Source organism: Cupriavidus sp. SZY C1, assembly GCF_032190535.1.
GTDB lineage: Bacteria > Pseudomonadota > Gammaproteobacteria > Burkholderiales > Burkholderiaceae > Cupriavidus > Cupriavidus pauculus_C.
Genome location: NZ_JAUANU010000005.1, coordinates 163775 through 189640 on the forward strand (window position 1 = coordinate 163775; position 25866 = coordinate 189640).

23 protein-coding genes are annotated in these 25866 nt (G+C 65.8%); 8 read left to right on the forward strand and 15 right to left on the reverse strand.

The genetic code is table 11. From position 1 onward, the window contains the following. Window positions 1–398: 398 nt before the first annotated feature. From fahA to QTN24_RS10490, 3 genes are all read right to left on the reverse strand, one after another. Window positions 399–1664: a fumarylacetoacetase gene (fahA, locus tag QTN24_RS10480; protein WP_313836889.1), complete on the reverse strand. Its 1266-nt coding sequence runs from the start codon at window positions 1662–1664 to the stop codon at window positions 399–401. Between the two features lie 19 nt (window positions 1665–1683). Then, the gene (gene hmgA, locus QTN24_RS10485) at window positions 1684–3012 is read right to left on the reverse strand and encodes a homogentisate 1,2-dioxygenase (protein ID WP_313836891.1); all 1329 of its coding nucleotides are present in this window, start codon (window positions 3010–3012) and stop codon (window positions 1684–1686) included. Window positions 3013–3372: 360 nt separating this feature from the next. Beyond that, window positions 3373–3759, reverse strand: coding sequence for a helix-turn-helix domain-containing protein (locus QTN24_RS10490; RefSeq protein WP_124685247.1), 387 nt, complete (start codon window positions 3757–3759; stop codon window positions 3373–3375). 283 nt (window positions 3760–4042) lie between these two features. Here QTN24_RS10490 and QTN24_RS10495 point away from each other — a divergent pair, with 283 nt between their 5' ends. Together QTN24_RS10495 and QTN24_RS10500 are read left to right on the forward strand one after the other, a co-directional pair. Beyond that, the gene (locus QTN24_RS10495) at window positions 4043–4663 is read left to right on the forward strand and encodes a TetR/AcrR family transcriptional regulator (protein ID WP_124685248.1); all 621 of its coding nucleotides are present in this window, start codon (window positions 4043–4045) and stop codon (window positions 4661–4663) included. A gap of 140 nt (window positions 4664–4803) precedes the next feature. Next, the gene (locus tag QTN24_RS10500) at window positions 4804–5817 is read left to right on the forward strand and encodes an alpha/beta fold hydrolase (RefSeq protein ID WP_409559001.1); all 1014 of its coding nucleotides are present in this window, start codon (window positions 4804–4806) and stop codon (window positions 5815–5817) included. Between the two features lie 179 nt (window positions 5818–5996). On the opposite strand, the gene oxlT (QTN24_RS10505) is transcribed toward QTN24_RS10500, so the two are convergent. The 4 genes from oxlT (QTN24_RS10505) to oxlT (QTN24_RS10520) all read right to left on the reverse strand — a co-directional run bounded on the left by oxlT (QTN24_RS10505) (window position 5997) and on the right by oxlT (QTN24_RS10520) (window position 10746). Beyond that, window positions 5997–7319 (reverse strand): oxalate/formate MFS antiporter, encoded by a 1323-nt coding sequence (oxlT, locus tag QTN24_RS10505; RefSeq protein ID WP_124685250.1) that lies wholly within the window; start codon window positions 7317–7319, stop codon window positions 5997–5999. 666 nt (window positions 7320–7985) lie between these two features. Further along, a complete protein-coding gene (locus tag QTN24_RS10510) occupies window positions 7986–8198 on the reverse strand; it encodes a hypothetical protein (protein ID WP_124685251.1) in 213 nt (70 codons plus the stop codon). A 248-nt stretch (window positions 8199–8446) separates the two neighbouring features. Beyond that, window positions 8447–9358: a LysR family transcriptional regulator gene (locus QTN24_RS10515; protein ID WP_124685252.1), complete on the reverse strand. Its 912-nt coding sequence runs from the start codon at window positions 9356–9358 to the stop codon at window positions 8447–8449. Window positions 9359–9405: 47 nt separating this feature from the next. Continuing rightward, the gene (gene oxlT, locus QTN24_RS10520; RefSeq protein ID WP_313836896.1) at window positions 9406–10746 is read right to left on the reverse strand and encodes an oxalate/formate MFS antiporter; all 1341 of its coding nucleotides are present in this window, start codon (window positions 10744–10746) and stop codon (window positions 9406–9408) included. Between the two features lie 211 nt (window positions 10747–10957). On the opposite strand from oxlT (QTN24_RS10520), the gene QTN24_RS10525 reads away from it, so the two are divergent. The 4 genes from QTN24_RS10525 to sucD all read left to right on the forward strand — a co-directional run bounded on the left by QTN24_RS10525 (window position 10958) and on the right by sucD (window position 14596). Continuing rightward, on the forward strand, window positions 10958–11917 hold the full coding sequence (locus tag QTN24_RS10525) for a LysR family transcriptional regulator (RefSeq protein ID WP_124685254.1): 960 nt from the start codon (window positions 10958–10960) through the stop codon (window positions 11915–11917). Between the two features lie 111 nt (window positions 11918–12028). Continuing rightward, window positions 12029–12346, forward strand: a complete 318-nt coding sequence (locus tag QTN24_RS10530) for a LysR family transcriptional regulator (protein WP_124685255.1) — start codon at window positions 12029–12031, stop codon at window positions 12344–12346. A 196-nt stretch (window positions 12347–12542) separates the two neighbouring features. Continuing rightward, on the forward strand, window positions 12543–13736 hold the full coding sequence (gene sucC / locus QTN24_RS10535; protein ID WP_313836898.1) for an ADP-forming succinate--CoA ligase subunit beta: 1194 nt from the start codon (window positions 12543–12545) through the stop codon (window positions 13734–13736). After that, complete coding sequence (sucD, locus tag QTN24_RS10540) at window positions 13724–14596, forward strand: succinate--CoA ligase subunit alpha (RefSeq protein ID WP_313836899.1); 873 nt, start codon at window positions 13724–13726, stop codon at window positions 14594–14596. The genes sucC and sucD overlap by 13 nt, the downstream gene beginning before the upstream one ends. Before the next feature lie 70 nt (window positions 14597–14666). Here the strand turns inward: sucD and QTN24_RS10545 are convergent, their stop codons facing one another. The 7 genes from QTN24_RS10545 to QTN24_RS10575 form a co-directional block, all read right to left on the reverse strand. Continuing rightward, window positions 14667–15113, reverse strand: coding sequence for a PAS domain S-box protein (locus QTN24_RS10545; protein WP_313836901.1), 447 nt, complete (start codon window positions 15111–15113; stop codon window positions 14667–14669). Between the two features lie 187 nt (window positions 15114–15300). After that, window positions 15301–16551, reverse strand: a complete 1251-nt coding sequence (gene frc, locus QTN24_RS10550) for a formyl-CoA transferase (RefSeq protein ID WP_313836903.1) — start codon at window positions 16549–16551, stop codon at window positions 15301–15303. 39 nt (window positions 16552–16590) lie between these two features. Beyond that, window positions 16591–18324, reverse strand: coding sequence for an oxalyl-CoA decarboxylase (gene oxc / locus QTN24_RS10555; RefSeq protein WP_124685260.1), 1734 nt, complete (start codon window positions 18322–18324; stop codon window positions 16591–16593). 247 nt (window positions 18325–18571) lie between these two features. Beyond that, window positions 18572–19354 (reverse strand): fumarylacetoacetate hydrolase family protein, encoded by a 783-nt coding sequence (locus QTN24_RS10560; protein ID WP_313836906.1) that lies wholly within the window; start codon window positions 19352–19354, stop codon window positions 18572–18574. Between the two features lie 110 nt (window positions 19355–19464). Continuing rightward, window positions 19465–20736, reverse strand: coding sequence for a formyl-CoA transferase (gene frc, locus QTN24_RS10565; RefSeq protein WP_124685262.1), 1272 nt, complete (start codon window positions 20734–20736; stop codon window positions 19465–19467). A 309-nt stretch (window positions 20737–21045) separates the two neighbouring features. Next, window positions 21046–21777, reverse strand: coding sequence for a GntR family transcriptional regulator (locus QTN24_RS10570; protein ID WP_124685263.1), 732 nt, complete (start codon window positions 21775–21777; stop codon window positions 21046–21048). Between the two features lie 221 nt (window positions 21778–21998). Then, a complete protein-coding gene (locus QTN24_RS10575) occupies window positions 21999–23024 on the reverse strand; it encodes a 2-dehydropantoate 2-reductase (protein ID WP_313836909.1) in 1026 nt (341 codons plus the stop codon). 228 nt (window positions 23025–23252) lie between these two features. Here QTN24_RS10575 and QTN24_RS10580 point away from each other — a divergent pair, with 228 nt between their 5' ends. Then, complete coding sequence (locus QTN24_RS10580) at window positions 23253–24008, forward strand: TerC family protein (protein ID WP_124685265.1); 756 nt, start codon at window positions 23253–23255, stop codon at window positions 24006–24008. 34 nt (window positions 24009–24042) lie between these two features. Here QTN24_RS10580 and QTN24_RS10585 read toward each other — a convergent pair whose 3' ends face one another. Continuing rightward, window positions 24043–25059, reverse strand: a complete 1017-nt coding sequence (locus tag QTN24_RS10585; RefSeq protein WP_313836910.1) for a 1-aminocyclopropane-1-carboxylate deaminase — start codon at window positions 25057–25059, stop codon at window positions 24043–24045. Window positions 25060–25204: 145 nt separating this feature from the next. Here QTN24_RS10585 and QTN24_RS10590 point away from each other — a divergent pair, with 145 nt between their 5' ends. After that, window positions 25205–25738 carry an Lrp/AsnC family transcriptional regulator gene (locus tag QTN24_RS10590; protein ID WP_313836911.1) on the forward strand — a complete coding sequence of 178 codons (534 nt, stop codon included), beginning with the start codon at window positions 25205–25207 and terminating at the stop codon, window positions 25736–25738. Window positions 25739–25866: the final 128 nt, after the last annotated feature.

Consider the following 25866-nt stretch of genomic DNA (forward strand, 5'->3'; position numbering starts at 1 on the left):
CGCAAGGCGACCATGTCCGCGCGACCCCGGGGACAGTTCCGCATTTTTCCCTGAAATTAGTGTCAAAGACCGATCAGATCGACGACGTTGTATGTATTTTGTAGCGCACGGGCGTTCGTCGCCCTGGCCCGGCGCCGGCAGCATCCGGACATGCCAGCGTGCGCCACAACGGCTTTCATGGTGTCGGTTCCGGCACCCTCGCCTGCACCCCTCCGACAGGGGGCAAGGCGGGCATCGCGAACTTCTACCCCGCGTTTTTGTCAGGGCCGAATTCTCGCATAAAGGGTGTGCGCGAGGCTATGGCGCAACCGTAACGTTCCTGCGCAAATGTAACGGGGCGGAAGCAGCCCTCACTGACTGCTCCCGCCCCGTTCCGGAGATCGGAAATCTACGGTGTATCAGCGCTTGGCTGGCAGGATCTTTCCCTCCACCTGGCCAAATCCCACCCGATACCCCTCCCCCTGGCACCAGCCCGTCATGACGACCGAATCGCCGTCCTCCAGGAAGCCGCGCGTGGTGCCATCTGCCAGCGTCACCGGCTCGGCGCCGTTGCGGGTGGTTTCCAGCAGGCTGCCGAACGAATCGGGCGTGGTGCCGCTGATCGTGCCGGAGCCCATCAGGTCGCCCACGCGGACGTTGCAGCCGGACACGGTGTGGTGAGCCAGTTGCTGGGCCATCGTCCAGTACATCGCCTTGAAGTTGGTGCGGCAGACCGTGGTGGCGGCCGGGGCGCCAGCGGGTTGAAGGGCCACTTCCAGGGCGATGTCGTAGGCGTTGCGCGCCGGCTGGCGCAGGTAGTCGAGCGGCTCGGGCGATTGCTCGGGGTTGTCGCTGCGGAACGGTTCGAGCGCTTCCATCGTCACGATCCATGGCGAGATCGACGTCCCGAAGCCCTTGCTGTTGAACGGGCCCAGCGGCACGTATTCCCATTGCTGGATATCGCGGGCGCTCCAGTCGTTCAGGATGACCATGCCGAACATGTGCGACGAGGCGTCGGCGGTGCTGACCGGCTCGCCCAGCGTCGACGGCTTGCCGACGATGAACGCCATTTCCAGCTCGTAGTCGAGCTTGCGGCACGGGCTGAACACGGGGCGCGGCTGGTCCGGCAGCTTGATCTGGCCGTTCGGGCGGCGCAGCGGCGTGCCGCTGACCACCACGGAACTGGCCCGGCCGTTGTAGCCGATGGGGATTTCCAGCCAGTTCGGCAGCAGCGCGTTGGCCGGGTCGCGGAACATGCGGCCGACGTTGGTGGCGTGCTCGCGCGACGAATAGAAGTCGGTGTAGCCGGGGATGTCCACCGGCAGGTGCATCGTGGCCGATGCCATCGGCACCAGCGCCTTGTCGCGCAGCGCCGCGTTGCCGGCCAGCGTCTGGTCGTCGCTGGACAGCAAGGCGGTCAGCCGCGCGCGCGTTTCCGACCACACGGGCTTGCCGAGCGCGATGAAGCGGTTCAGGCTGGCTCCGGCAAACGTGCCGCGGGCAGCAGCCGGCAGCAGGCCGGCGTCGTCGAGCACGGACAGGTCGAGCACCTGGTCGCCGATGGCCACACCGGCGCGCGGCGTGCCGCCGGCGGTGGAAAAGATGCCGTAGGGCAGGTTCTGGAGCGGGAAATGGGTCTTGCCGTCGTTGGCCGAGGCAACCCAGCTGGTCTTGGGGGCGGTCATTGTTGTGGCACTCCGGAAATCAGCGCACGTTCGGATTGAAATGCTTCTTCAGGCCCTGCCAGCACGTGTAGTAGTCGTGCTGCAGCAGCGCCGATTCGGCGGCGTAGCGGGTGGGGCGGATCACGCCCGGCGTCTCGAACATGAACGCCATGGTGTCCTGGATATGGTGCGGCGTGCCCGTATCGGCCGCGCTGGCCCGCTCGAACGTCTCGGCATCGGGGCCGTGGCCACTCATGCAGTTGTGCAGGCTGGCGCCGCCCGGGGCAAAGCCGTCGGCCTTGGCGTCGTAGACGCCGGCAATCAGGCCCATGAACTCGCTGGCGATATTGCGATGGAACCAGGGCGGGCGGAACGTATCCTGCGCGGCCAGCCAGCGCGGGCCGAAGATCACGAAGTCGATGGTGTCGACGCCCGGCGTGTCCGACGGCGCCTGCAGCACCAGGAAGATCGACGGGTCCGGATGGTCGAAGCTGATCGAACCGATCGTGTTGAAGTGCCGCAGGTCGTACTTGTACGGCGCGTAGTTGCCGTGCCACGCCACCACGTCCAGCGGCGAATGGTCGATCTCGGCCCGCCACAGGTTGCCCTGGAAGCGGGCGATCAGCTCGAAGCTGCCTTCGCGGTCCTCGTAGCTGGCCACGGGCGTCAGGAAGTCGCGCGGGTTGGCCAGGCCGTTCGAGCCGATCACGCCAAGGTCGGGCAGCTTGAACAGCGCGCCGTAGTTCTCGCAGATATAGCCGCGCGCCTGGCCGTCGGGCAGTTCCACGCGGAAACGCACGCCGCGCGGAATCACGACGATCTCCTGCGGCTCCACGGCCAGCCGGCCCATCTCGGTGGCGATCAGCAGGCGGCCCTGCTGCGGCACGATCAGCATCTCGCCGTCGGCGTTGTAGAAGAACCGGTCCTGCATGGACTGGTTGGCCAGGTACAGGTGGATGCCGCAGCCGGTCTGCGCCTCCGGGCCGCCATTGCCGGCCATCGTGACGATGCCGTCGACGAAGTCGGTGGGCGCGGCCGGCATCGGCGGCGGATTCCAGCGCATCTGGTTGGGCGACGGCGGCACTTCGTCAAAACGGCTCAGCCAGCGGCCGTTGTCGATGCGCTCGAACGGCTTGTGCATGGCCGCCGGGCGCATCCGGTACAGCCACGACCGCCGGTTGTGGGCGCGCGGCGCGGTGAACGCCGTGCCGGAAATCTGCTCGGCATACAGGCCGTACGGCGCCCGCTGCGGGGAATTGCGGCCCACCGGCAGCGCGCCGGGCAAGGCTTCCGTGGCGAATTCGTTGGCAAAGCCGGACATGTACTGGGCCACGTGCGTCTCGGCCGCGTGCAATTGTGTCTGCGTCATGAAGTCTTCCTCTCACACCTCCGCCGGCCGGCAGGCCAGCGTGCGTCTCATCGGCATGGCGTGGTCGCCACGTCCGTGAATTACGAATAGTAAAACCGATTCACCAAATCGTAATAACGTTGCCGCGCGATGTCAAACCACAATTACGATAGGCGAGCGGGGACGGGCCAGCCGGTGTGGCGGGCGGACAGGAAGGTGGAAACGGAAAAAAAGCGGAACGCAGCGGCGCGGGCGACGCTGGGACAACGCCCGCGAGGGGCGCCGGACAGGCAGGACATGGCACAGGCCGGACGGCCTGGCTTGGATGGAAATGCACGACAGGGCAGATCGATCGACCTGCCCTGTCGCGAATTCCTCGGGTCAGACGGGCTTGTGGCCCTCTCCCGGCGTGGATCCGGAACCGAATCCACCTGACGTGGGGCTCGATGCAGCCGGCGCTGCAGCCTGGGCGGGCTGGCCTGCCATCGACGCCGCCGTCACGCCGCCGTTGCGGCTGGCAATGAATGCGTTGACGTCGGCGGCAAGGTGTTGCGGCGCCAGCACGACTTCCAGCCCCAGCGCCTCGCAGGCCGCCAGGAAAGTGGACATGCGCGGGTCGGCCTGGCCCGATTCGGCACGAAGATATGCCTCGCGGGAAATCCCGGCCTTACGGGCGACGTCCTCCTGCTTGAGCTTGCGCGCTCGACGCAACGCCCGCAGTTGCCGGAACGGTTCGCTAGCGCCTCTTGGCACGGCTGTACTGTTCATGTCGGTCTCCAGTCACCAGTGAAAAAAAAGTGCGCGGACGTGCATTCGAGTATAGAGCACGTTAAGCGTTCCGTAAGGTCTGTTGTGGAACACTTTTACAGATTTCTTATGATGGCTTGATCCTGACGCCCGGACCCTCGTCCAAAAGACGGATACCGCACATCATCCTCCTCCCGCCCCCACATAACGAGAATGCACGCTTTGCGTTGACGTCACATCAGTATCGTCCATGTGTGGCACAAGGCAAGTTGACAAACCGACCGGTCGTGCTATTCTCCAGCGCATGCAAAAGGGACAGCTCACGCGCACCGCGATCATCGAACAGGCCTTGCAGGCGGCCTCGCAGGTCGGCTTCGAGCAGTTGTCGCTGGCCTCGCTGGCCGCCGACACCAACATGTCGAAGAGCGGCCTGTATGCCCACTTCAAGTCGAAAGAGGCGCTGCAGGAAGCCGTGCTGGGTCGCGCGATGGAACGGTTCTCGGAAATCGTCGTGCAGCCGGCCATGCGCGTGGACCGCGGCGCCGGGCGGCTGGAGACCCTGTTCGACGGATATCTGACGTGGATTGCCGGCGCCGTGAGCGAAGGCGGTTGCGTGTTCATGGCGCTGTCCCAGGAGTACCGTAACCGGCCTGGCGTGATACGCGACAAGCTGGTGCAGGCGTTCAAGGACTGGCACAGCACCATCGTGCGCGTCGTGAGCGACGCCATCGACGAAGGCGATCTGCGCGCCGACACCGACGCGCGTCAGTTTGCGTTCGAGATGGTCGGCGTGGGCATGTCGTACCACCAGGCATCGCGGCTGATGGCGCGCAGCGACGCCGAAACGATGGCACGTCGCGCGTTCGCGCGACTGGTCAATGACTTCAGAGAGAATCGCGCCGAGGCGTCCGCCCGGCCATATTGAATCCAGTTCCCACGGCAAGGTTGCCGTGTTTTCTTGCCTGGAAAATAGCACGACCGGTCGGTCGTAAAGCATAAAAAAATTCACCCAAAAGGGTCTTGCCGCCGCTCAGGTGGGCAACGTATCAGCCGGAGGTATTCGTCGTGCCGCAAGTGCTGTCATCCACATCCCGCCCCGCCCCGTCCTCGCCGCGTGGCAACCCCCCGAATCGTCGTGGCCTCGGCCAAACGCTGGAGGCCGCCGTCGCGGCCTGGCAACGGCTGCGCTGGCAGGCCGGCAGCCTGTTCTTTCCGACGGCGACCGCGCACGCGCTGGAACGCCTCTGGTTCAGCCCGCCGCAAGGGCGCATCAGCCCCGAAGGCCGCCGCCTGCTCGATTCTGCGCGCACGGAATGGGCCCTCGTGACCGGCCAGGGCGGCAGCCGCCGCGTGCGCGTGTATCGGTGGGGCAGCAAGGGCCCGGTGGTGCTGCTGGCGCATGGCTGGGGCGGCAACGCCGGGCAATGGCACGCGATAGCGACCGGGCTGCTGGCGGCCGGGATGCGCGTCGTGGCCTTCGACGCGCTGTCGCACGGCGCGTCCGATGCCGGCGCGCGTGGCCAGCAGCAGTCGTCGGTGCTGGAGATGGCGCGCTCGCTGCTGGCAGTGGCGTGGCATGTCGGGCCGGTCCACGCGGTGGTCGCCCACTCGCTGGGCGGCGCGGCGGCGGCGCAGGCCATCCGCGAGGGATTGCCGACCCGCGGCGTGGCGATGATCGGCTCGCCCGCCGACATGTACGACGCCTGCTCCACGCTCGCCTGGCGTCTCGGCGCCGCGCCGCGCGTGCTCGACCGCATGCGCGCGCTGAGCGAACAGTGGCTGGGCGCACCGTGGTCGAGCTTCAACGTGCCCGACATCGGCCGTACGCGGCCCGTGCCGCCCGTGCTGGTCATCCACGACCGCGACGACAAGGAAGTGCGCTGGGAAGACGGCGCGGCCATCGCAGGCGCGTGGCCCGACGCGCGGCTCATCACGACCGAGGGCCTGGGCCATCGCCGCATCCTGCGCGATGCGGAAGTCGTGTCGCATGTCGCCCATTTCATCTGCGGACTGGCCGCCGCTCCGGCCGTGCCGCCCATCCGCACGGCGCCGGCCCGCCAGACGTCCGCGCCGCACTGAGCCCGCCTGCTCCCCCTTCCCTGCTCGCCCACCCTGCTTCCGGCCTCGGCCGGAAGCGCTCGTTGGTGATTGGGACGCTTGGCGGTTAATTGCTAAACAGCTACCAACAACCTTCCACGCCATAAAAAAAGCCCGCTTTCGCGGGCTTTCTCGTCAGGGATGGTCCAGCAACCAGACGATCACGTCAGATCTTCAGGTACCGCGCGATACCCCATCGGCGTCGAGGCGTCCTGGACGTACTTCTTTGCGTGGGCTTCCCGCATCGGCTTGAGGACGAAGATCGCCATCAGTGCCGAGATGGCAGCCATGCCCGACGCCAGCATGAACACCGCGTACCAGTCGCCCGTGGCGGCCGTGATGACGCTTGAGAACGGTACCAGCAGCGCTGCCGTGCCCTTGGCCGTGTAAAGCATGCCGGCGTTGGTGGCGGCGAATTTGGGACCGAACGTGTCGCCGCAGGTGGCCGGGAACAGGCTGTAGATCTCGCCCCAGGCGAAGAACACGATGCCGGTCAGCACCACGAACGCCACGGGGTTGTGGCCGTAGCGGGCCAGCAGCAGGATGCCCACCGCTTCCACCGCAAAGGCCAGGAACATCGTGTTTTCACGGCCGATGTTGTCGGATACCCATCCAAAGAACGGCCGGGTCAGCCCGTTCAGCACGCGGTCGATGGTCAGCGCGAAGGTCAGGGCCGGCAACGTCAGGCCCATGATCGACACTGGCGAGTCATGCAGGCCGAAGTCCTTGGCGATGGGGCCGAGCTGGGCCGTCGCCATCAGGCCGCCGGCTGCCATCATCACGAACATCGCGTACATGACCCAGAAGATCGGCGACGACAGCACCTGGCGCGGCGACGCGTTGTAGGTGGCGGCGGCCTTGAGCGTCGATTTCACTTCGCCGAGGATCTTGGTCGACGGCGGCAGCAGCAGCACCCCCAGCAGCATCACGATCAGGCCCTGGCCAAGGCCGAACGACAGGAACGTCGATTCGTAGCCGCTGGTCTTGATCATGTTGGCGATAGGCACCACGGTGGCCGCGGAACCGGCGCCAAACCCGGCGGCGGTCAGCCCGGCCGCCAGCCCGCGACGGTTGGGAAACCACTTCAGCGCATTGCCGACGCAGGTGCCATAGACCGCCCCGGCACCCACCCCGCCGATGGCGGCGGCCACGTACAGCATCGGCAGCGTGGAGGCCACCGAGTTCAACGCCCAGGCCACTGCGCAGAGCAGCCCCCCGCCCACCACCACCGGGCGCGGGCCGTACTTGTCGACGAGGTAGCCTTCGATCGGCACGAGCCAGGTCTCGGTCACCACGAAAATGGTGAACGCCACCTGGATGGCCGTGCGGCCCCAGTGGTATTTCTCGTCGATCGGGTTGACGAACAGTGTCCAGCCGTATTGCATGTTGGCGATCATCGCCATGCAGATCACGCCAAATACGAGCTGCATCCACGGCGATGCATACCACGACGCTTGCGCGCGTGCGCTTTGCTGACTTTCCATGGTGTCTCCTTCTAGGTGGGTGGTCCCACCGTTGTGGAATGGGCATCTGCATTGGATGCCATGGTGTCTACTGCCTGGTGTTTCTTGGGTAGGTCTTGTTGTGGTGAGTCTTCTTATGGTGAGTCTGTTGTGCTGTCTTGTTATGCGGCCGGCTGAACCGTCCTAGTGCTATACAGTATGTGATATATCAACCAAGTCAAGCCGATTCGGCGCGATACCTGACTGCTCAAGAAGACAATCGAAAGTGCGCAGTGGCGAGATGGTCCGCACTGGTGCAGCGGTCGCATGAAAACTGCATCGCCAGGCCGGGCACTTCCCTTTCGGATCAACCACTTGGAGATGGATCGGGCATCAATGAAAAATGCTGCGGCGCATGTCACGGATAACCCGTGCTAGGGAAAGTCCGGAGTCCCGGAAACGCTGAAATCTCGCCATGGCGACGCGAAAGCGCGGGCCGTGCGGCGAGGCGCGAGACAGAGAAATCGTCAAGGAATGGGGAGGTTTGCCGGACTGCGTCGGGACCTGAGGTCCGCGGGCGCAGGGGCATGGAGAACTGCAGAGAAGACGGCCGCTGAGGACTGCTTGAACTCAACTACTGCGGGGGTTGCCGGCCGCTACAACACCCAGACTGCAACTACTTGAGACTGATGACTGACTGAATGGCGATCAGGCGTGCAGGAAGCGCGGCTGGAGCACCATGTCCGAAGCCGAGCTGCCGATGCCGGTCGATTCTTCCGACGAGCCCAGTCCAGCGAAACGGCCGTGTTCCTGGGCGGTGGTCAGCAGACCCATCGGCAGGACGGTGGCGAGCACGTAAGTCACGGTGACACCCAGCGAAAGGACACCGAGGGCGAGGATGGTAAGCAGCGTGGCGTTCATGAAAACTCCTAAGTCGTAAGGATCAAGGTGGATTCATTATATGCTGCACTGCGAGGTCTGTAAATATTTGGTATGTGGTATATCAGTAGAGTTTTTGCTCCAAAAACAACAACGCACCCCGGGGGGTGCGTTGTGCGTCTCAAAAGAAGATGTCGAAGGGTGCGCTACGGGCAGATCAGCTCCGAAAAATGTCGATAGCGACACAAATCACGCTATCGCACCGCACCAGATGAATCCCGTTCATCGCCCTACCCTACTTTCTTCAGCAAACCCTGGTCGTACTCCTGGGCGCGCAGGTTGTCCCACACGGCCGCGGCATTGGGCTTCAGCGAGCGGGCCTTGCGCCGGACCAGCATGACGTTCGACGTCACCTGTGGCCGCAGCGGGCGCAACACCGCGGCTGGCGCCATGCCGCTGGCCTGCGCGCGAGACGGCACGACGCCGATGCCGAGCCCCATCGCCACCATGCCGAAGATGGCCGCGAAATGCCCGAGCAATTGCAGCGAGCCGGGCCGCACGTGGTACGTGGACAGCGCGCGCTCCACGGCCGGCTGCACGCCCGAGTTCTGATCGAGGGCCAGCACCGACGCGTCAGCCAGTTCGCCCCACCCCAGCGACTCGCGCGCCGCCAGCGGATGGTCCGCCGGCAGGACCGCTTGCAGCGGATCGGTGCACAGCGGCTCGCAATACAGGTCGTCACACGCGGCGGGGTTGCTGGCGATGCCGAAATCGACCTCGCCGCTGCGCACGCTCTGCAGCACCGAGTCATGCGCCTTGTCGCGCAGCGTGATGCCGATGCCCGGCCACGCCTTGCGGCACCCGGCCAGCCACATCGGCACCGACATCGACGACAGCACCGGATCAGTAGCGATCTGCACCGTGCCCTGCGATGGCTTGCAGGTGCCGTGGCTGTCCCGCAGCGTCTGCTCGACCTCCTCGATCAGATGGCAGATGCGTTGCGACAGCATCTCGCCGGCGTCGGTCAGCTCCACCTGCCGCGTGGTGCGATCGAACAGCCGCTGGTCGATTTCTTCTTCCAGCTCGCGCACGCTGCGGCTGATGGCCGACTGCGTGAGGCCAAGCTCGGCCGCCGCGCGCGTAAAGCTCTTCTGGCGCGCCACCGCGGCGAACGCCTTCAACTGAGGAAGCGAAACATTCATGGTGCCGCTCCTTCCTGTGCGGGGACTACTGGGGTTGGGAGCGCCGGCTATTCGCCTTTGCCCGTGGATAGACCGGCCAGGTAGCCGTTGTCGCCGACCGTCCTGGCCGCCGCGTGGCCGGTGATGAAGCGCCGGCGCATCGGTTGCAGCACGAACTTTGCCGATAGCCCTGCCGCCACGGTCATGACGGCCGCCACTGCGAACACCAGGTTCCAGCCCCCGGTATGCGACAGCACCGATGCCAGCGGCACCAGCAGCGCGGCCGTGCCCTTGGCCGTGTACAGCGTGCCGGCGTTGGCGGCGGCAAACTTGCTGCCGAACGTATCGGCACACAGCGCCGGGAAGATCGAGAAGATCTCGCCCCAGAACAGGAACGTCAGCGCCGCGAACAGCATGAACCAGTACGGGTTGTGTCCCAGCTCCAGCAGGCCGATCAGCGACAGCCCCTCGCCGATGAAGATCACGAACATCGTGTTCTCGCGCCCGATGCGGTCCGAGACCAGCCCGCACAGCGGCCGCGTCAGCCCGTTGCAAAGATTGTCGATCGACAGCGTCATCGTCAGCAGCGGCAGCGTCATGCCCAGCATGGTCACCGGCATCGTGGCGAAGCCGAAGTCCTTGGCAATCGGGCCCAGCTGCGCCGTGGCCATGATGCCGCCGGCCGCCACCGCCACGAACGAGGCGTAGATCACCCAGAACACCGGCGTGCGCACCATCTGGCCCGGCGTGAACTCCACCGGATTGGTCAGGATGGCCTTGTTGGCCTTCACGCCCTTCGGCGGCTGCGGCTTCACCAGCAGCAGCGCCATCGCAAAGATCAGCACGCCCTGCAGGATGCCGAACGTGAAGAACGCATGCTCGTAGCCCGACTTCTGGATCATGTTGGCGATCGGGATCACGGTCAGGGCCGAGCCGGCACCAAAGCCGGCCGCGGTCAGGCCGGCGGCCAGGCCCCGCTTGTCCGGGAACCACTTCAGCGCGTTGCCCACGCAGGTGCCATAGACCCCGCCCGCGCCAATCCCGGCAATCACGGCGGCCGTGTAGAGCATCGGCAGCGACGTGGCATAGGAATTCATGACCCACGCCAGCCCGGCGCAGATCGCCCCGCCGGCCACCACGGGACGCGGGCCGAACTTGTCGACGAGCCAGCCTTCCAGCGGCACGAGCCAGGTTTCGGTGACGATAAAAATGGAAAAGGCGACCTGGATCGCAGAGTCGCCCCAATGGTGCTTGGCGTTCATGGGCGCCACGAACAGCGTCCAGCCATACTGGAGGTTCGCCACGAGGCCCATGCAAAGTACGCCGATGAATAGCTGGAACCAGCGGTTGCGGAGCAGACCGCCGTTGGTGTCGCCCATGGCGGGGCCTGTCGCATCGAAGTGCGCCATGTCGTTGTCTCCTTGCATTAGTGTCTTTCGCGCTCTGCGGCGCGCGTTGTGGGCTGGCCTGGGGGGACGCCCGACTTTCACTACTCAATGAGCGCCTGACATTGCGGCACTGAATTCGTGGATTGATGCTACTTCAAACTTAGATCAGCACAGCATAAAGTTTTTTATTATGATCATTGACGATCGTTTATAGATTGCGGGAAATCGTTCAATGAAGAATGCCACGCTGCGCCAGCTGAAAGTATTCGAAACGGTGGCCCGCCACCTGAGCTTTTCGCGCGCGGCGGAGGAGTTGCACCTCACCCAACCCGCTGTTTCCACACAGGTTCGGCAGCTGGAGCAGCACGTGGGGCTGCCGCTCTTCGAACAGCTCGGCAAGCGCATCTACCTGACGCCGGCGGGCACCGAGATGCTCCACTACAGCCGCAGCATCATCCAGCAATTCCGCGAAGCGGAAGACGCGATGGCGCAGCTTAAGGGTATATCCGGGGGGCGGCTCAACGTCGCCGTGATCAGCGCCGGTGACTATTTCTTCCCGCGGCTGCTGGCCGAATTCATGAACCGGCATGATGGCGTCACGCTCAACCTTGCAGTGCACAACCGCGAGGAACTGCTGCACCAGCTGGGCGGCAACCTGACCGACCTGGCCGTGATGGTGCGCCCGCCGGAGGGCATGGATACCATTGCCGAGCCGTTCGCGCCCCACCCCTATGTGATCGTCGCCGCGCCAAACCACCCGCTGGTGGGCGAGCGCAACATCCCGCTGGCCGGCCTGACCGAGGAAGCGTTCGTGTCGCGCGAGAAAGGATCGGACACCTGGAACTCGATGCAGGAAGGCTTTGCGGGCCGGCTGTCGAACCTGCGCATCGCCATGGAGATCAAGAGCACCGAGACGATCAAGCAGGCCGTGATCGCCAACATGGGCATTGCGTTCCTGTCCGCGCACACGGTGGGGCTGGAGCTGCAGGCCGGCAAGCTCGCGGTGCTGGACATCCAGGGCTTCCCGGTCATGCTCAACTGGTATGTCGTCCACCGCAAGAACAAGCGCCTGCCGCCCGTGGCGCTGGCTTTCAAGCAGTTCCTGATGGAAGAAGGCCACACGCTGATCCAGCAGATCACGGGCGTGGAAGGCTTGATCCGCCCCCATCGGCCCAAGTCATCCCATACATAAACGATGACTTATGGTTTTGCGCTGAAACTTTAATTATCGTAAATCGTTCCCCGGGCCTAAGCTCCACTTCACACGCGAAAGACGTGTGTTGTTCAACCCGAGGAGACGATCATGAACCACCTCCAGTCAGACGCGCCCGCCACCGCCGCAATGTCGGCGGCCGTCAGCGAGATGCGCCGTCCTGATCGTGACAACCAGTTGGCGGCCTTCAACGCCGCGTTCGAAGAACTCGGCCTGCGCTTCCGCTGGGACATGCCGATGTTCGACTGGCTTTGCGGCATCGAATGCGAGAAGACGCGCGTCACGCGCTACATCGAGCAATACCATGCCCACCTGCTCACGGCCTATGACGCGCCGTTCCTGAGCCAGCTGATTTTCGACAAGAAGAACGCGTACCTGAAGGCCCGCGAAGGCGCCGGCATCAACTGATTCCGCGCAACGCCTTCCTGGCGCCGACACCGTCCGCTGCGGGCCCCTTCAAGGGGCCCGTTGCTTTTATAGGCGGTCGTGGCCCCAAGCATCCTTTCCAGCACATCTCCTTGCATTCGTTGGTATATCACATACCATATTCCAATAACGATATCAGACCGGCAGCAGTTTGCCGGCCAGACGCACAAGGAGACACGTGAATATTCACGAGCATCAGGCAAAGGAGCTGCTGAGGCGCTACGACGTGCCCGTCCCCCCGGGCTGCGTGGCCTTCACGCCGGACGAGGCCGCCCACGCCGCACGCAAGCTGGGAGGTCCGGCCTGGATCGTCAAGGCGCAGATCCACGCCGGCGGCCGCGATGTAGGGCGCTTTGCCGGCGATGATTCGGGACAGGGCGGCGTCCGCGTCGCCACGTCGATCGACGCGGTGCAAGCCCACGCGGCCCAGATGCTGGGCCAGACCCTGGTGACCGGCCAGACCGGGCCGGCGGGACGGACGGTGCGGCGCTTCTACGTCGAGAAAGGCGTGGAGGTGGAGCGCGAGCTGTTCCTGGGCATCGAGATCGACCGCGCCACGTCGCGGGTCGCCATGCTGGCCGCCCCCGATGGCGACGCGGGCACCCGCGCCCTCAAGGTGACGATCGATCCGGCCACCGGCATCCAGCCGTTCCATGCGCGCCGGCTGGCCTGCGCGATGGGGCTGTCCGGCCGGCAGGTAGACGCCGCCACGCGCTTTGTCCATGCCGCTTACCGCGCCTTTACCGAGCTCGATGCCTCGCTGCTGGAAATCCATCCGCTCGGCGTCACCGGCTGCGGCGACCTGATCGCGCTGGACGCGACCTTCCGGTTCGACGACAGCGCCCTCTTCCGCCATCCCGAGATCGAGGCCATGCGCGACGAGAGCGAGGAAGACCCCGTCGAGGCCGAGGCGGCGCACCACGGGCTGGCCTATGTGCGGCTGGGCGGCAATATCGGCTGCGTGGCCAACGGCGCCGGCCTGGCGATGGCCACCATGGACCTCGTCCGGCTGGGCGGCGCCGAACCGGCCAGCTTCCTCGACCTGCGCAGCGACGCCACGCCGGAACACTTCGCTGAAGCCTTGCGGCTGCTGCGGGCCGACCGGCAGGTCGAAGGCATCCTGCTCAACCTTTTTGGCGCCACCGTCCACTGCGACGCGATGGCCGAAAGCGTGGTCGCCGCCGTGCGGGACACTGACCTGACCCTGCCGATCGTCGTCCGGCTCGAAGGCATCCGTGCCGACCTGGGCCGCCAGATCCTGCGCGATGCGGGCCTGCCCATCGTCTGCGCCAGCCATCTGGCCGAGGCAGCCGGGAAAATCGTGGCCGCCGTCGGCGCCAGCCGCAAGAAAGGAGCGCCATGCCTGTGCTGATCGACAAGAACACGCGCGTGATCTGCCAGGGCTTTACCGGCGCGCAGGGTACGTTCCATGCCGAACAGGCGCTGGCCTACGGCACGAACATGGTCGGCGGCGTCACGCCGGGCCGTGGCGGCGAATCGCACCTGGGCCTGCCCGTGTTCGACACCGTGGCCGCGGCGGCTGAGGCCACCGGCGCCAATGCGTCGGTCATCTACGTGCCGCCCGCGTCGGCCGCCGATGCGATCCTGGAGGCCATCGACGCCGGCATCGCGCTGATCGTCTGCATCACGGAAGGCGTGCCGGTCATGGACATGGTGCGCGTCAAGCGGGCGTTGTCAGGCTCCGCCAGCCGCCTTGTCGGGCCGAACAGCCCGGGGATCATCACGCCCGGCCAGTGCATGATCGGCGCGATGCCGGGGCCGCTCCACGCGCCGGGCCGGATCGGCGTGGTGTCGCGCTCGGGCACGCTGGCCTATGAAGCGGTGGCACAGACCACGGCGGCCGGGCTCGGGCAATCGACCTGCATCGGCATTGGCAGCGACCCGGTGCACGGCACGGACTTCATCGACTGCCTGGCGTTGTTCATGGCCGACGACCAGACCGAAGGCATCCTGATGATCGGGGAAATCGGCGGCTCGGCCGAGGAGGAAGCCGCGCGGTTCTTGCGCGACGCGCGCCGGCGCAAGCCGGTGGTGGGCTACATCGCCGGGGCCACGGCGCCGCCGGGACGCCGCATGGGCCATGCGGGCGCCATCGTCTCGAACGGGATGGGCGCGGCACAGGCCAAGATCGACGCCCTGCGCGGCGCCGGCGTCCACGTGGCCATGTCGCCCACGGAACTGGGGTCGACCATGGCGGCGGCGTTGAAATAGGCAGCGGGAGCGGGCTGGCCCCGCCCCCCTGTGCACCGAAGCGGCGGACGAGAAGTCCGCCCGGCCTGCGTCAGCCAGCGCCGGCCACGGCCGCCGCCTTGGCTTCCAGCTCGGTAATGCGCTTGCGCAGCGCGCGTTCTTCCTGGAAGCGCGCGGTCTCGTCGCGGATCACCGCCACGATGCCGGTGATTTCGCCGCCGGCGCCGTGCATCAGCGCCACGGTAAAGGCGATCGACATCGCGTCTCCGCGCTTGTTGACCGCCGGCACCTTCAGCAGGTCGTGGCCGTAGCGGGTCTGGCCCGTGGCCATGGTCTTGTCGTAGCCCTCCCAGTGCCGCGCGCGCAGCCGCTCGGGAATGATCAGGTCCAGCGACTTGCCCAGGGCTTCTTCCTGGGTATAGCCGAACATGTATTCGGCGGCCGGGTTCCACAGCGTGATGGCGCCGTCGGGGCCGGAGATGATGACCGCGTCGCCGATGGCGGACACCAGTTGCTGGTAGTCGATTTCAGTCTGCATGGTCATTCCTGAGGAATGGGGAGAAGGATCTGCTGCACCGCCCGGTCAGCGGGCGGCTCATTATGGCACCGGCCTTGCGGCCGGGCCGTCGGGGCGTCCGGGAGCCCAAAACACGCCGGGGCCGCGTGGCATGCCATCCACGCGGCCCCGGCACCCGGACGCTGGCCCCAGGGCGCCAGCACCTGGGTCAGATGACCTGGGCCTCGCGCAAGCGGGAGATATCCTCCTCGCTGTAGCCCAGCCCGGCCAGCACCTGCTCGCTGTGCTCGCCCAGCAGCGGCGACCCGGTGATCTCGGGCTTCATGTCCGAGAACTTGATCGGGCTGCCCACCGTCAGGTACGTGCCACGCTGCTTGTGCGGCACCTCCACGATCGACCCGCTCTTGCGCAGCGATTCATCCGCGGCGATTTCCTTCATCGACAGCACCGGCGCGCAGGGGATGTCGAACTTGCGCAGGATGTCCACTGCTTCGTACTTGGTCTTGTCGGCCAGCCAGGCTTCGATGGTGTTGAAGATGTCGAAGATGTGCGGCTGGCGCGCCTTGGGCGTGTTGTAGTTCGGGTCGGTGATCCACTCTTCCTTGCCCAGCGCCTTGCAGATCGGCTCCCAGGCGTGGCCCTGGATCGTGAAGTAGATGTACGCGTTGGGATCGGTCTCCCAGCCCTTGCACTTCAGCACCCAGCCCGGCTGGCCGCCACCGCCGGCGTTGCCGCCACGCGGCACCACGTCGGTGAACGTGCCGTGCGGGTACTGGGGATACTCTTCCAGGTAGCCCAGGCGGTCCAGGCGCTGCTGGTCGCGCAGCTTCACGCGGCACAGGTTCAGCACGGCGTCCTGCATCGACACGGCCACCTTCTGGCCCTTGCCGGTCTGCTGGCGGCCGATGATGGCCGTCAGGATGCCGATGGCCAGGTGCATGCCGGTGTTGGAATCGCCCAGCGCGGCAGCCGACACGGTCGGCGGGCCGTCCCAGAAGCCCGTGGTGGATGCGGCACCGCCCGCGCACTGCGCCACGTTCTCGTAGACCTTCAGGTCTTCATAGTGGTGGCCGTCGCTGAAGCCCTTGACCGATGCCACGATCATCATCGGGTTCAGCTCGTTGATGCGCTCCCACGAGAAGCCCATGCGGTCCAGCGCGCCCGGGCCGAAGTTTTCCACCAGCACGTCCGACTCGCGGATGAGCTGCTCCAGGATCTTCTTGCCTTCCGGCTTCTTGGTGTCCAGCGTCAGCGAGCGCTTGTTGCTGTTCAGCATCGTGAAGTACAGCGCGTCGGCGTCCGGAACGTCGCGAAGCTGCGTGCGGGTAACGTCGCCCGATCCCGGGCGCTCCACCTTGATCACGTCCGCGCCAAACCACGCCAGAAGCTGCGTGCAGGCGGGGCCGGCCTGGACATGCGTGAAGTCGATGATCTTGATGCCGTTCAGAGGTAGGTTCACGTTCTGTCTCCCATTGGAATGGAGGTGAAATGCAGGGGATTACTTCTTGGCCGAGCTTTGCGGATTGAGGTTGGTCAGCCGACCGCTTTCGGTGCCCGCGGCCGGATCGATCACGGCGTTGACCAGCGTGGGCTTGCCCGACCGCAGCGCGTCGCGCACCGCGGCTTCGAGTTCCTGGGGCGTGGTGGCGGTGTGGCCCGCGCCACCAAACGCCTCCATCATCTTGTCGTAGCGGGCGCCCGGCACGAACATCGTGACCGCCGGGTCCTTGCCGCCCGACGGGTTGACGTCGATGCCCTTGTAGACACCGTTGTTGTTGAACACGACCACGCAGATCGGCAGGTTGTAGCGGCAGATCGTCTCAACTTCCATGCCCGAGAAGCCGAACGCGCTGTCGCCGCACACGGCCAGCACCGGCTTGCCGGTTTCCACCGCCGCGGCCACCGCGTAGCCCATGCCCACGCCCATCACGCCCCAGGTGCCCACGTCCAGGCGCTTGCGCGGCTGGTACATGTCGATCACGGCGCGCGCGTAGTCCAGCGTGTTGGCGCCTTCGTTGACGAACGGAATGTCCGGATGGTCCTTGACCACGTCCTTCAGCACGCGCAGCGCGCTGTGGAAGTTCATCGGCGACGTATCCCTGGCCAGCGTCTCGGCCATCTTCGACAGGTTCTTGTCCTTGCGCTCCTCCACCGCGCCCAGCCAGTCGGCGCCCGGCTTGGCAAAGTCGTTGCCGATCTTGCCCAGCAGTGCCGACACGCACGAGCCGATGTCACCGATCACCGGCGCGGCGATGGCCACGTTGCTGTCGATCTCGGTCGGCGAGATGTCGATCTGGATGAACTGCTTCGGCTTGCCCCAGGTCTTGCCCTTGCCGTGCGACAGCAGCCAGTTCAGGCGGGCGCCCACCAGCATCACCACGTCGGCTTCGGCCAGCACGTACGACCGCGCGGCCGACGCCGACTGCGGGTGCGTGTCAGGCAGCAGGCCCTTGGCCATCGACATCGGCAGGTACGGGATGCCGGTCTTCTCGACCAGCGCGCGGATATCGGCATCGGCGCGGGCATACGCGGCGCCCTTGCCCAGCAGGATCAGCGGACGCTTGGCGCCCTTGAGCAGCTCCACGGCGCGGTCCACCGCGTCCGGCGCGGGCAGCTGGCGCGGGGCGGGATCAACAACCTTGATCAGCGACTTGCGGCCCTGCTCGGCTTCCATCGACTGGGCCAGCAGCTTGGCCGGCAGGTCGAGGTAGACCCCGCCCGGACGGCCCGATACGGCCGCGCGGATGGCGCGGGCCACGCCTACGCCGATGTCTTCGGCGTGCAGCACGCGGAAGGCGGCCTTGGCGTGCGGACGGGCGATGGCCAACTGGTCCATCTCCTCGTAGTCACCCTGCTGCAGGTCGACGATCTCGCGCTCGCTGGAGCCGCTGATCAGGATCATCGGGAAGCAGTTGGTGGTGGCGTTGGCCAGCGCCGTCAGCCCGTTCAGGAAGCCGGGCGCCGACACGGTCAGGCAAACCCCGGGCTTCTGCGTCAGAAAGCCGGCGATGGCCGCCGCGTTGCCTGCGTTCTGCTCATGGCGGAAGCTGATGACGCGCATGCCGTTGGCCTGCGCCAGGCGGGCCAGATCGGTGACCGGAATGCCGGGCAGGCCGTAGATGTTCTCGATGCCATTGAGCTTCAGCGCGTCAATGACCAGATGAAAACCATCCGTTTGTGCCTGTTGCTCTTCCACAGCGTGACGCTGCAGTTCGTTGCCGACTTCTGCCATGGTTGCTTCCTTCTTTGCAAAGTGACGGTGATGGGAATGTCTCTGCTGGGATGTCTTCAACGGCTGCCCCGGTGTCTCCTCCTGAGGCCGCATCCGCCGGCGACGCTGAAATACGGTATGTGATATATCAACAATCGGCAAGGAATTTTCCCGTGTTGCGACCAACTTTCGTCGATGCAACGCAGCATTTCCTGCAAACCGGGGCGTAAAAAAGACAACGCCCCGCCCTGCCCAGGCGCAGCCGGCTTCAGCCGCGCATGTGGTTGACCAGCGCGCCGATCCCGCGGATCGACACCTCCACGACCGCGCCGTCCTTCATCGATCCAACCCCGATCGACGTGCCGACGGCAATCACGTCGCCCGGCATCAGCGTCATGTCCTGCGACAGCCGGCTGACTTGCTCTTCTGGCGAAAACACGATGTCCGACAGCGGGTAGTTCTGCCGCTCGACGCCGTCCAGGCGGGTCACCACGCTGGCGGCGCGCCAGTCGAAATCGCGGACGATGGCCGGCCCGATGCACCCGAAGGTGTCCGAGCCCTTGGCGCGCGTCCACTGCGGGAAATTGGGATCGGCGTTGAGCAGTTCGCCCGCCGTGACGTCGTTGACGATGGTGTAGCCAAAGATGTGCGACGCCGCCGCGCTGAGCGGCACGTTGCGGCATTCGCGGCCGATGACGATGCCGAGTTCGCCCTCGTAGGCGATCTTGCCGGTGTAGCCACTCGGCCGCACGATCGCGTCGCCGGGGCCCGCCAGGGAGCTAGCCGGCTTGAGCAGGAACAGCGGATGCACGGGCACCGACTTTTCCAGCCGGGCCGCCAGCGCGTGGAAGTTGTTCCATAGCGCCACGATCTTGCCGGGCTGGCACGGCGCCAGCAGTTCCAGCGCGCCATAGCTGTAGGTGTTGCCCGTGGGGCGGGGATCGGCATAGCCGGGACCATCGTATTCGATGACCCGGTCGGCATCGGCGTCGTCGATCCGGCCGTAAGCGGTGTCGCCGTCAGGACGGCGGAAGCGAATCCAGGTTTGCACGGCAGCGTTCCTTCGGCAGGCGGCGGGCGTGCCGCGCCTGCGCTGTCAGCGGAAATGGAGCCCCTGTCAGGGGCCGTGGAGATGGGCCCGCGCGGGCTGGGCGCCGGCGTCTAGATGGCCCCCGCCACGCGCAGCGCGGCAATCTGCGCCGGCGAGCGGCCCAGCCATTCCAGGATCTCGTCGGTGTGCTCGCCCAGCAGCGGCGAACGCTCCACGCTGACCGGCGACGCCGACATCATGATCGGCGAGCCAAGCTGCACGTACTTGCCGCGCGCCGGATGCTCCAGCTCCACCAGGTAGCCGCGCTCGTAGAGCGAGCGGTCCTCGATCAGGTCCTTCATCGACAGGATCGGGCCGCACGGCACGTCCACCTGGTTCAGCGCGTTCATCACCTCGAACTTGCTGCGGCCCTGCGTCCACTGCTCGATGATGCCGAAGCAGGTGGACAGCTTTTTCAGCCGCACTTCCGGCGTGGCGAATTCCGGATCGGTGATCAGGTCCTCGCGGCGGCACAGGCGCATCAGCGGCTCCCAGCCCTGCGGCTGGATGATGACGTAGACGTAGTCGTTGGGGCCGCCCGGCGCGCAACGCAGCGCGGCGCCCGGCTGGCCGCCGCCCGACGCGTTGCCGGCGCGCGGCACGTGGTCGTCGAACTGTTCATTGGGATATTCGCGCAACGGGCCGGCCTCCAGACGCTGCTGGTCGCGCAGCTTCACGCGGCACAGGTTCAGCACGGCGTCCTGCATGGCCACTTCCACGCGCTGGCCGCGGCCCGAATGCTCGCGCTGCAGCAAGGCGGCCAGAATGCCGACCACGCAGTGCACGCCGGTGCCCGAATCACCAATCTGCGCGCCCGTCACCATCGGCGTGCCGTGGGCCTCGCCGGTGGTCGAGGCCGAGCCGCCCATGCACTGCGCCACGTTCTCATACGCCTTGCAGTCCTGGTACGGGCCGGGGCCGAAGCCCTTGATCGACGCATAGATCATGCGCGGATTCAGGTTCTGGATGTGGTCCCAGTCGAACCCGGCGCGAGCCAGCACCCCCGGGCCGAAGTTCTCGATCAGCACGTCGCTCTGCTGGATCAGGTCTTCCAGCAGCGCCTTGCCCTCCGGCGTCTTCATGTTCAGCGTCAGGCTGCGCTTGTTGCTGTTCAGCATGGTGAAGTACAGGCTGTCGGCATTCGGCACGTCGCGCAACTGCGCGCGCGTGATGTCGCCCCGGCCCGGCATTTCAACCTTGATCACGTCGGCCCCCATCCATGCCATCAACTGCGTGGCCGACGGACCGGCCTGCACATGGGTCATGTCAAGGATGCGGATGCCATCCAAAGCTTTGCGCTGCTCCGGGCTGCTGGTGTCGCTGGGGTTCCGGCTCTCGGCCATGCTTGTCTCCTGGGTTTGCGTGTTCTTTTGACATACAGTATGTGGTATATCACGGAGATGCAAGAGGGTTTCACCCCCATATGCGCAGGTTTCGTCGTTGCAGCGCAGCAAACGCAATTTGGCCGCACGCGCAGCCTTGCAAAAGGCTGTTCAGGGGGATTCAGAGACCGGGAGAACGGCGCTCACACGCCAAGGACGACGCGCCGCGTGCCGGGGGGCGGCGGATGGGGAGATGGGAAGGGAGGTGCCGGCGCGTGCTCGCACCGGCCAATGCTCAGCGGCCAAACATCGCGTGACGCGACAGGCCGCTCAATCCAGGAAATCGCAATACTTTTGCACGTATTCGGCCAGGTCCAGCGAGTGCTGGCGCACCAGGCGCTCGGCCAGTTCCGTGTCGCGCTTTTCCAGCGCCTCGATGATCCGCAGATGGTCGACGATCGATCGCGCCGCGCGGTCGCTCTGCGAGATCGTCATCTTCCGAATGGCGCGCACATGGACAAATATGTTCTTGATCTGGTCCATGATGATCTGCGACTTCGACAGCTGCACGATCGCCTGGTGGAACGCGATGTTGGCGTCGGAGTATTCCTCGATATGCTCGGCCGGCGTCGAATCGCGGAAGCTGTCGAACATATGGCGCAGCTTGCCGATTTCCTCGTCCGAGGCGTTCTCGGTGGCCAGCCGCGCGGCCATGCTCTCCAGCGCGGCCCAGACCTGGATCATCTCCACGATCTCGCGCTTGGTCTTGCGCGTGATATAGATACCCCGGCGCGGCACAGTGCGCAGGAAGCCTTCCTGCTCCAGCAGCGTCATGGCCTCGCGGATCGGCGTGCGGCTCACGCCCAGCGCTTCGGACAGCACGCGCTCGTCCAGCCTCACCTCCTCGCGCGACTGGTAGATGTCGGCGTCGGCAATGGCCTGGCGCAGCATCGCGTACGCCTGGTCGCGCAGGCTGGCGCCCGCATTGATCGGTTGCAGCGACAGGGACAGCCCGTGCGGCTGTACATGCGGCTGGACTTCGGGTTGGCTTTGGGCAGACATGAATGCACTCATCAGTGGCCGGAGCCCCGGGTGCCGGTTGGCACCCGGTGGCGGCCGACCCTTCGCGAACGTCATTCCATCCAGTTTGGCATGGCGCCATGCGTCCTGCTCATCTATCTTGGGCAGGCGCGCATGGCAACGCGGGCGAAGGGGCCGATCCGGCCTTTCGTATATGGTATATCACATCGAAGGCAGGACCGGAGGGTCATTGCCCTCCGCCCTCAGGCCGCGCGCGCCACTGGCACCGCTGAGGCCTGTGCCGCCGGCGCCGCCTGCGCTGCCTTTGCCATGGTGTCGCGCTGCTTGATCAGGCCCAGCACCGCGTCGATCATCGGCGTCGGCTGGCCAATCATCCGACCCATTTCCTGGACCACCGTCAGCAGCGGGTCGATTTCCATCGCCCTGCCCGCCTCCAGGTCCTGCAGCATCGACGTCTTGTGCGCCCCCACCGCGCCCGCACCATCGATGCGGCGCTCCACGTCGACGCGGAAATGCACGCCAAAGCTTTCGGCGATGGCCTTTGCCTCCAGCATCATCTGCTTCGACAGCGCCCGGGTGGCCGGGTCCGACGTGATGACATCCAGCGTCCCGTGGGTCAGCGCGCTGATGGGGTTGAAGCACAGGTTGCCCCACAGCTTGAGCCAGATCTCGTCGCGGATGTTGTCCCGGACCGGCGCGTCCAGGTCGGCCTGGCCCATGATCTCGGCCAGCCGCGTCACGCGCGCGGAACGGCTGCCATCGGGCTCGCCGATCGGAAATTTCTTGCCATAGACGTGCTTGATGACGCCCGGCGCCACGATCTCGGCCGCCGGGTACAGCACGCAGCCGATGGCGCGCTCCGGCCCCAGGCCATTCCACTGCTTGCCGCCCGGGTCCACCGATTCCAGCGTGCGGCCGGCGAATTCGCCGCCATGCTGGTGGAAGTACCAGTACGGAATGCCATTGACGCCGGTCACCACAGCCGTGTCCGGGCCCAGCAGCGGTTGCATCAGGTCCACTACGCCCGGCACCTGGTGCGCCTTGAGCGTGATGAACACGTAGTCCTGCGGGCCCAGTTCGCGCGGATCGTTGGTACATCGCACTTTCGCCACGCGCTCCTCGCCCTCGATCTGCAGGCGCACGCCGTGGGCCTGCATCGCGGCCAGGTGCGGCCCGCGGGCGATGAAGCTGACGTCGGCCCCGGCCAACGCCAACTGCGCGCCCATGTAGCCGCCGATGGCGCCGGCCCCATAGATACAAATCTTCATGGTTGTCTCCTCGATTGTGATGATAGTGATGCGTTAGATGTCTTGGTATATCACATACTATATTTCACAATCGCGGTTCGACAACCTCGATCTGCATCCGCGCGCGCACTGACCTGCTGTACCGGTTCCGTCCACGCCGGGGTGTGCGCTACCATGTGGGCTGTTGTCCGCTTGCGGGCCGCCGCCCCGGCCTGTCGTCCACCGTCCCCCCGGAGATCTGGAGTCCGCATGGAAACATTGCTCGCACTGGTACGCGACCCGTCCGCCTGGGCCGCGCTGGCCACGCTGGTGGCCATGGAGATTGTGCTCGGCATCGACAACCTCATCTTCATATCGATCCTCACCAACAAGCTCCCCGAGCAAACCCGGGAAAAGGCCCGCCGCATCGGTATCGGCCTGGCGCTGATCCTGCGGCTGGCGCTGCTGGCCACCATCGCGATCATCGTGGCGCTGACCGAGCCGGTTTTCACGATCTTCGGCAAGGGCATCTCGTGGCGGGACATCATCCTGATGGCCGGCGGTGCATTCCTGGTCTGGAAGGCGACGCGCGAGATCCACCAGCACGTGGCGCCCGACGCCGAGCACGGCGACGAAGCGGCAAAGGTGCGCGCGGTGCCCAGCTTTGCCGCCGCCATCGGCCAGATCCTGGTGCTGGACCTGGTGTTCTCGATCGACAGCATCATCACGGCCGTCGGCATGACCGATCACGTACCGATCATGTTCGTGGCCGTGATCGCCGCCGTGACCGTGATGCTGGTGGCCGCCACGCCGCTGGCCAACTTCATCAACCGCAATCCGACCATCGTGATGCTGGCGCTGGCCTTCCTGATCATGATCGGGATGACGCTGATTGCCGACGGCCTGGGCCATCACGTGCCCAAGGGCTACATCTATACGGCGATGGCGTTCTCCACGGCCGTGGAGGGGCTGAACATGCTGGCGCGCCGGCGCCGCGAGAAGGCGCGCGGCAGCCACCCGGCCTGATCCAGTCTGCGGCAGGCCGGGCAGTGGTCCGGCCTCAGCCGTTGCGGAACAGGAAGCTGTAGGCGCTCAGCGCCGGGACGCCGCCCAGGTGGGCGTACAGCACGCGCGAGCCGGCGGGAAATTCGCCACGGCGGACCATGTCGATCATGCCGTGCATCGACTTACCCTCGTAGACCGGGTCGGTCATCATGCCTTCGTAGCGCGCGCAGGTGCGGATGGCCTCCAGCGTGCCCTCGGACGGCAGCCCGTACTCCGGGCCGCCATAGCGCGTGTCCAGCACGACATCGGCGGCGACGATATCGCGGTCCAGTCCGACCAGCCCGGCCGTGTGCTTGGCAATCCGCAGGATCTGGGCGTGCGTCTGCTCAGGCTTGGCCGACGCGTCGATGCCGATCACGCGGTCCGCCCGGCCATCGGCCGCGAAACCGACCACCATCCCCGCCTGCGTGCTGCCCGTGACCGAGCACACGACGATGTAGTCGAACCGGAAGCCCAGTTCGGCTTCCTGCGCCCGCACTTCCTCGGCAAACCCGACGAAACCAAGCCCGCCCAGCGGATGCTCGGAGCAGCCGGCCGGAATCGGATACGGCTTGCCGCCGGCCTGCCGCACGCTCTCCATCGCCTCTTCCCAACTCTTGCGGATGCCGATGTCGAAGCCGTCGGCCACCAGCCGCACGTCGGCGCCCATCATCCGCGACATCTGGATATTGCCGACGCGGTCGTACACGGCATCGGCGTAGTTGACCCAGTTCTCCTGCACCAGCACGCACTTCAGGCCCAGGTGCGCGGCCACGGCGGCCACCTGGCGCGTCTGGTTGGACTGGATGCCGCCGATGGACACCAGCGTGTCGCACCCCTGCGCCAGCGCATCCGGAATCAGGTATTCGAGCTTGCGGGTCTTGTTGCCGCCGAACGCCAGGCCGCTGTTGCAGTCCTCGCGCTTGGCGTACAGCTCGACCTTGCCGCCCAGATGGTCCGACAGGCGTTTCAGCGGCTGGATCGGCGTGGGGCCGAACGTCAGGGGATAACGGGGAAAGCGTTCCAGATGCATGGTGGCAGCTCCATCTCGATAGGTGGGGAAACAGCCTCCATGCTAGGGAAAACGACTCGAAACGTGGTTGCAAAGAATGTCGTTTCGCCACACTATCGGGTATCGATAAGGGCATTCGACCTTTTAATATTCCGCCAATCATTCCATGAAAGAAACAAAATTTCGCACCCGGAAGCAAACCCCGGCGTCGGAGCCCGCGGACACGCCGTTACCGCATGTCAACGCGCTGGACCGGGCCGACAAGGCCATCCTGCGCGCGTTGCAGCAGGATGCGTCGATCTCCAACGTGGCGCTGGCCGCCAAGGTGAACCTGAGCCCGCCCGCGTGCCTGCGCCGGGTGGAGCGGCTCAAGGAGATGGGCATGATTCGCGGCATCGTGGCGCTGCTGAACCCGAAGGCGCTCGATGCCGGGATGCTGGTGATGATCGGCGTGGTGCTGGACCGCTCGACGCCCGAATCCTTCGCGCAGTTCGAGACGGCCGCGCAGAAGGTGTCCGGCTGCATGGAATGCCACGTGGTGACCGGCGAGTTCGACTATTTCCTGCTGGTGCGCACACGCGACAGCGACAGCTTCAACCGCCTGCACGCGGAGCAGCTGCTCTACCTGCCCGGCGTTCGGCAGATTCGGTCGTTCATGGTGCTCAAGCAGGTCCTCTCGACGACGCAGTTCCCCATTTGAGCCAGGTCAGGGGCGTGATGCCGGGTGACGGCGCAACCCCGGCGCACCCGGTCCGCCGATGTAGAATCGTGCGTTTTGGCCGATTTGCGGTGTCCGCCTGATACCGACCATCGGCCCGACCGGATAAC

Excerpts from the sequence above, each read along its gene's own strand:
- fahA (WP_313836889.1), bottom strand. The coding sequence starts at position 1,664 with ATGACCGCCCCCAAGACCAGCTGGGTTGCCTCGGCCAACGACGGCAAG.
- hmgA (WP_313836891.1), bottom strand. The coding sequence starts at position 3,012 with ATGACGCAGACACAATTGCACGCGGCCGAGACGCACGTGGCCCAGTAC.
- QTN24_RS10490 (WP_124685247.1), bottom strand. The coding sequence starts at position 3,759 with ATGAACAGTACAGCCGTGCCAAGAGGCGCTAGCGAACCGTTCCGGCAA.
- QTN24_RS10495 (WP_124685248.1), top strand. The coding sequence starts at position 4,043 with ATGCAAAAGGGACAGCTCACGCGCACCGCGATCATCGAACAGGCCTTG.
- oxlT (WP_124685250.1), bottom strand. The coding sequence starts at position 7,319 with ATGGAAAGTCAGCAAAGCGCACGCGCGCAAGCGTCGTGGTATGCATCG.
- QTN24_RS10510 (WP_124685251.1), bottom strand. The coding sequence starts at position 8,198 with ATGAACGCCACGCTGCTTACCATCCTCGCCCTCGGTGTCCTTTCGCTG.
- QTN24_RS10515 (WP_124685252.1), bottom strand. The coding sequence starts at position 9,358 with ATGAATGTTTCGCTTCCTCAGTTGAAGGCGTTCGCCGCGGTGGCGCGC.
- oxlT (WP_313836896.1), bottom strand. The coding sequence starts at position 10,746 with ATGGCGCACTTCGATGCGACAGGCCCCGCCATGGGCGACACCAACGGC.
- QTN24_RS10525 (WP_124685254.1), top strand. The coding sequence starts at position 10,958 with ATGAAGAATGCCACGCTGCGCCAGCTGAAAGTATTCGAAACGGTGGCC.
- QTN24_RS10530 (WP_124685255.1), top strand. The coding sequence starts at position 12,029 with ATGAACCACCTCCAGTCAGACGCGCCCGCCACCGCCGCAATGTCGGCG.
- sucD (WP_313836899.1), top strand. The coding sequence starts at position 13,724 with ATGCCTGTGCTGATCGACAAGAACACGCGCGTGATCTGCCAGGGCTTT.
- QTN24_RS10545 (WP_313836901.1), bottom strand. The coding sequence starts at position 15,113 with ATGCAGACTGAAATCGACTACCAGCAACTGGTGTCCGCCATCGGCGAC.
- oxc (WP_124685260.1), bottom strand. The coding sequence starts at position 18,324 with ATGGCAGAAGTCGGCAACGAACTGCAGCGTCACGCTGTGGAAGAGCAA.
- frc (WP_124685262.1), bottom strand. The coding sequence starts at position 20,736 with ATGGCCGAGAGCCGGAACCCCAGCGACACCAGCAGCCCGGAGCAGCGC.
- QTN24_RS10570 (WP_124685263.1), bottom strand. The coding sequence starts at position 21,777 with ATGTCTGCCCAAAGCCAACCCGAAGTCCAGCCGCATGTACAGCCGCAC.
- QTN24_RS10575 (WP_313836909.1), bottom strand. The coding sequence starts at position 23,024 with ATGAAGATTTGTATCTATGGGGCCGGCGCCATCGGCGGCTACATGGGC.
- QTN24_RS10580 (WP_124685265.1), top strand. The coding sequence starts at position 23,253 with ATGGAAACATTGCTCGCACTGGTACGCGACCCGTCCGCCTGGGCCGCG.
- QTN24_RS10585 (WP_313836910.1), bottom strand. The coding sequence starts at position 25,059 with ATGCATCTGGAACGCTTTCCCCGTTATCCCCTGACGTTCGGCCCCACG.
- QTN24_RS10590 (WP_313836911.1), top strand. The coding sequence starts at position 25,205 with ATGAAAGAAACAAAATTTCGCACCCGGAAGCAAACCCCGGCGTCGGAG.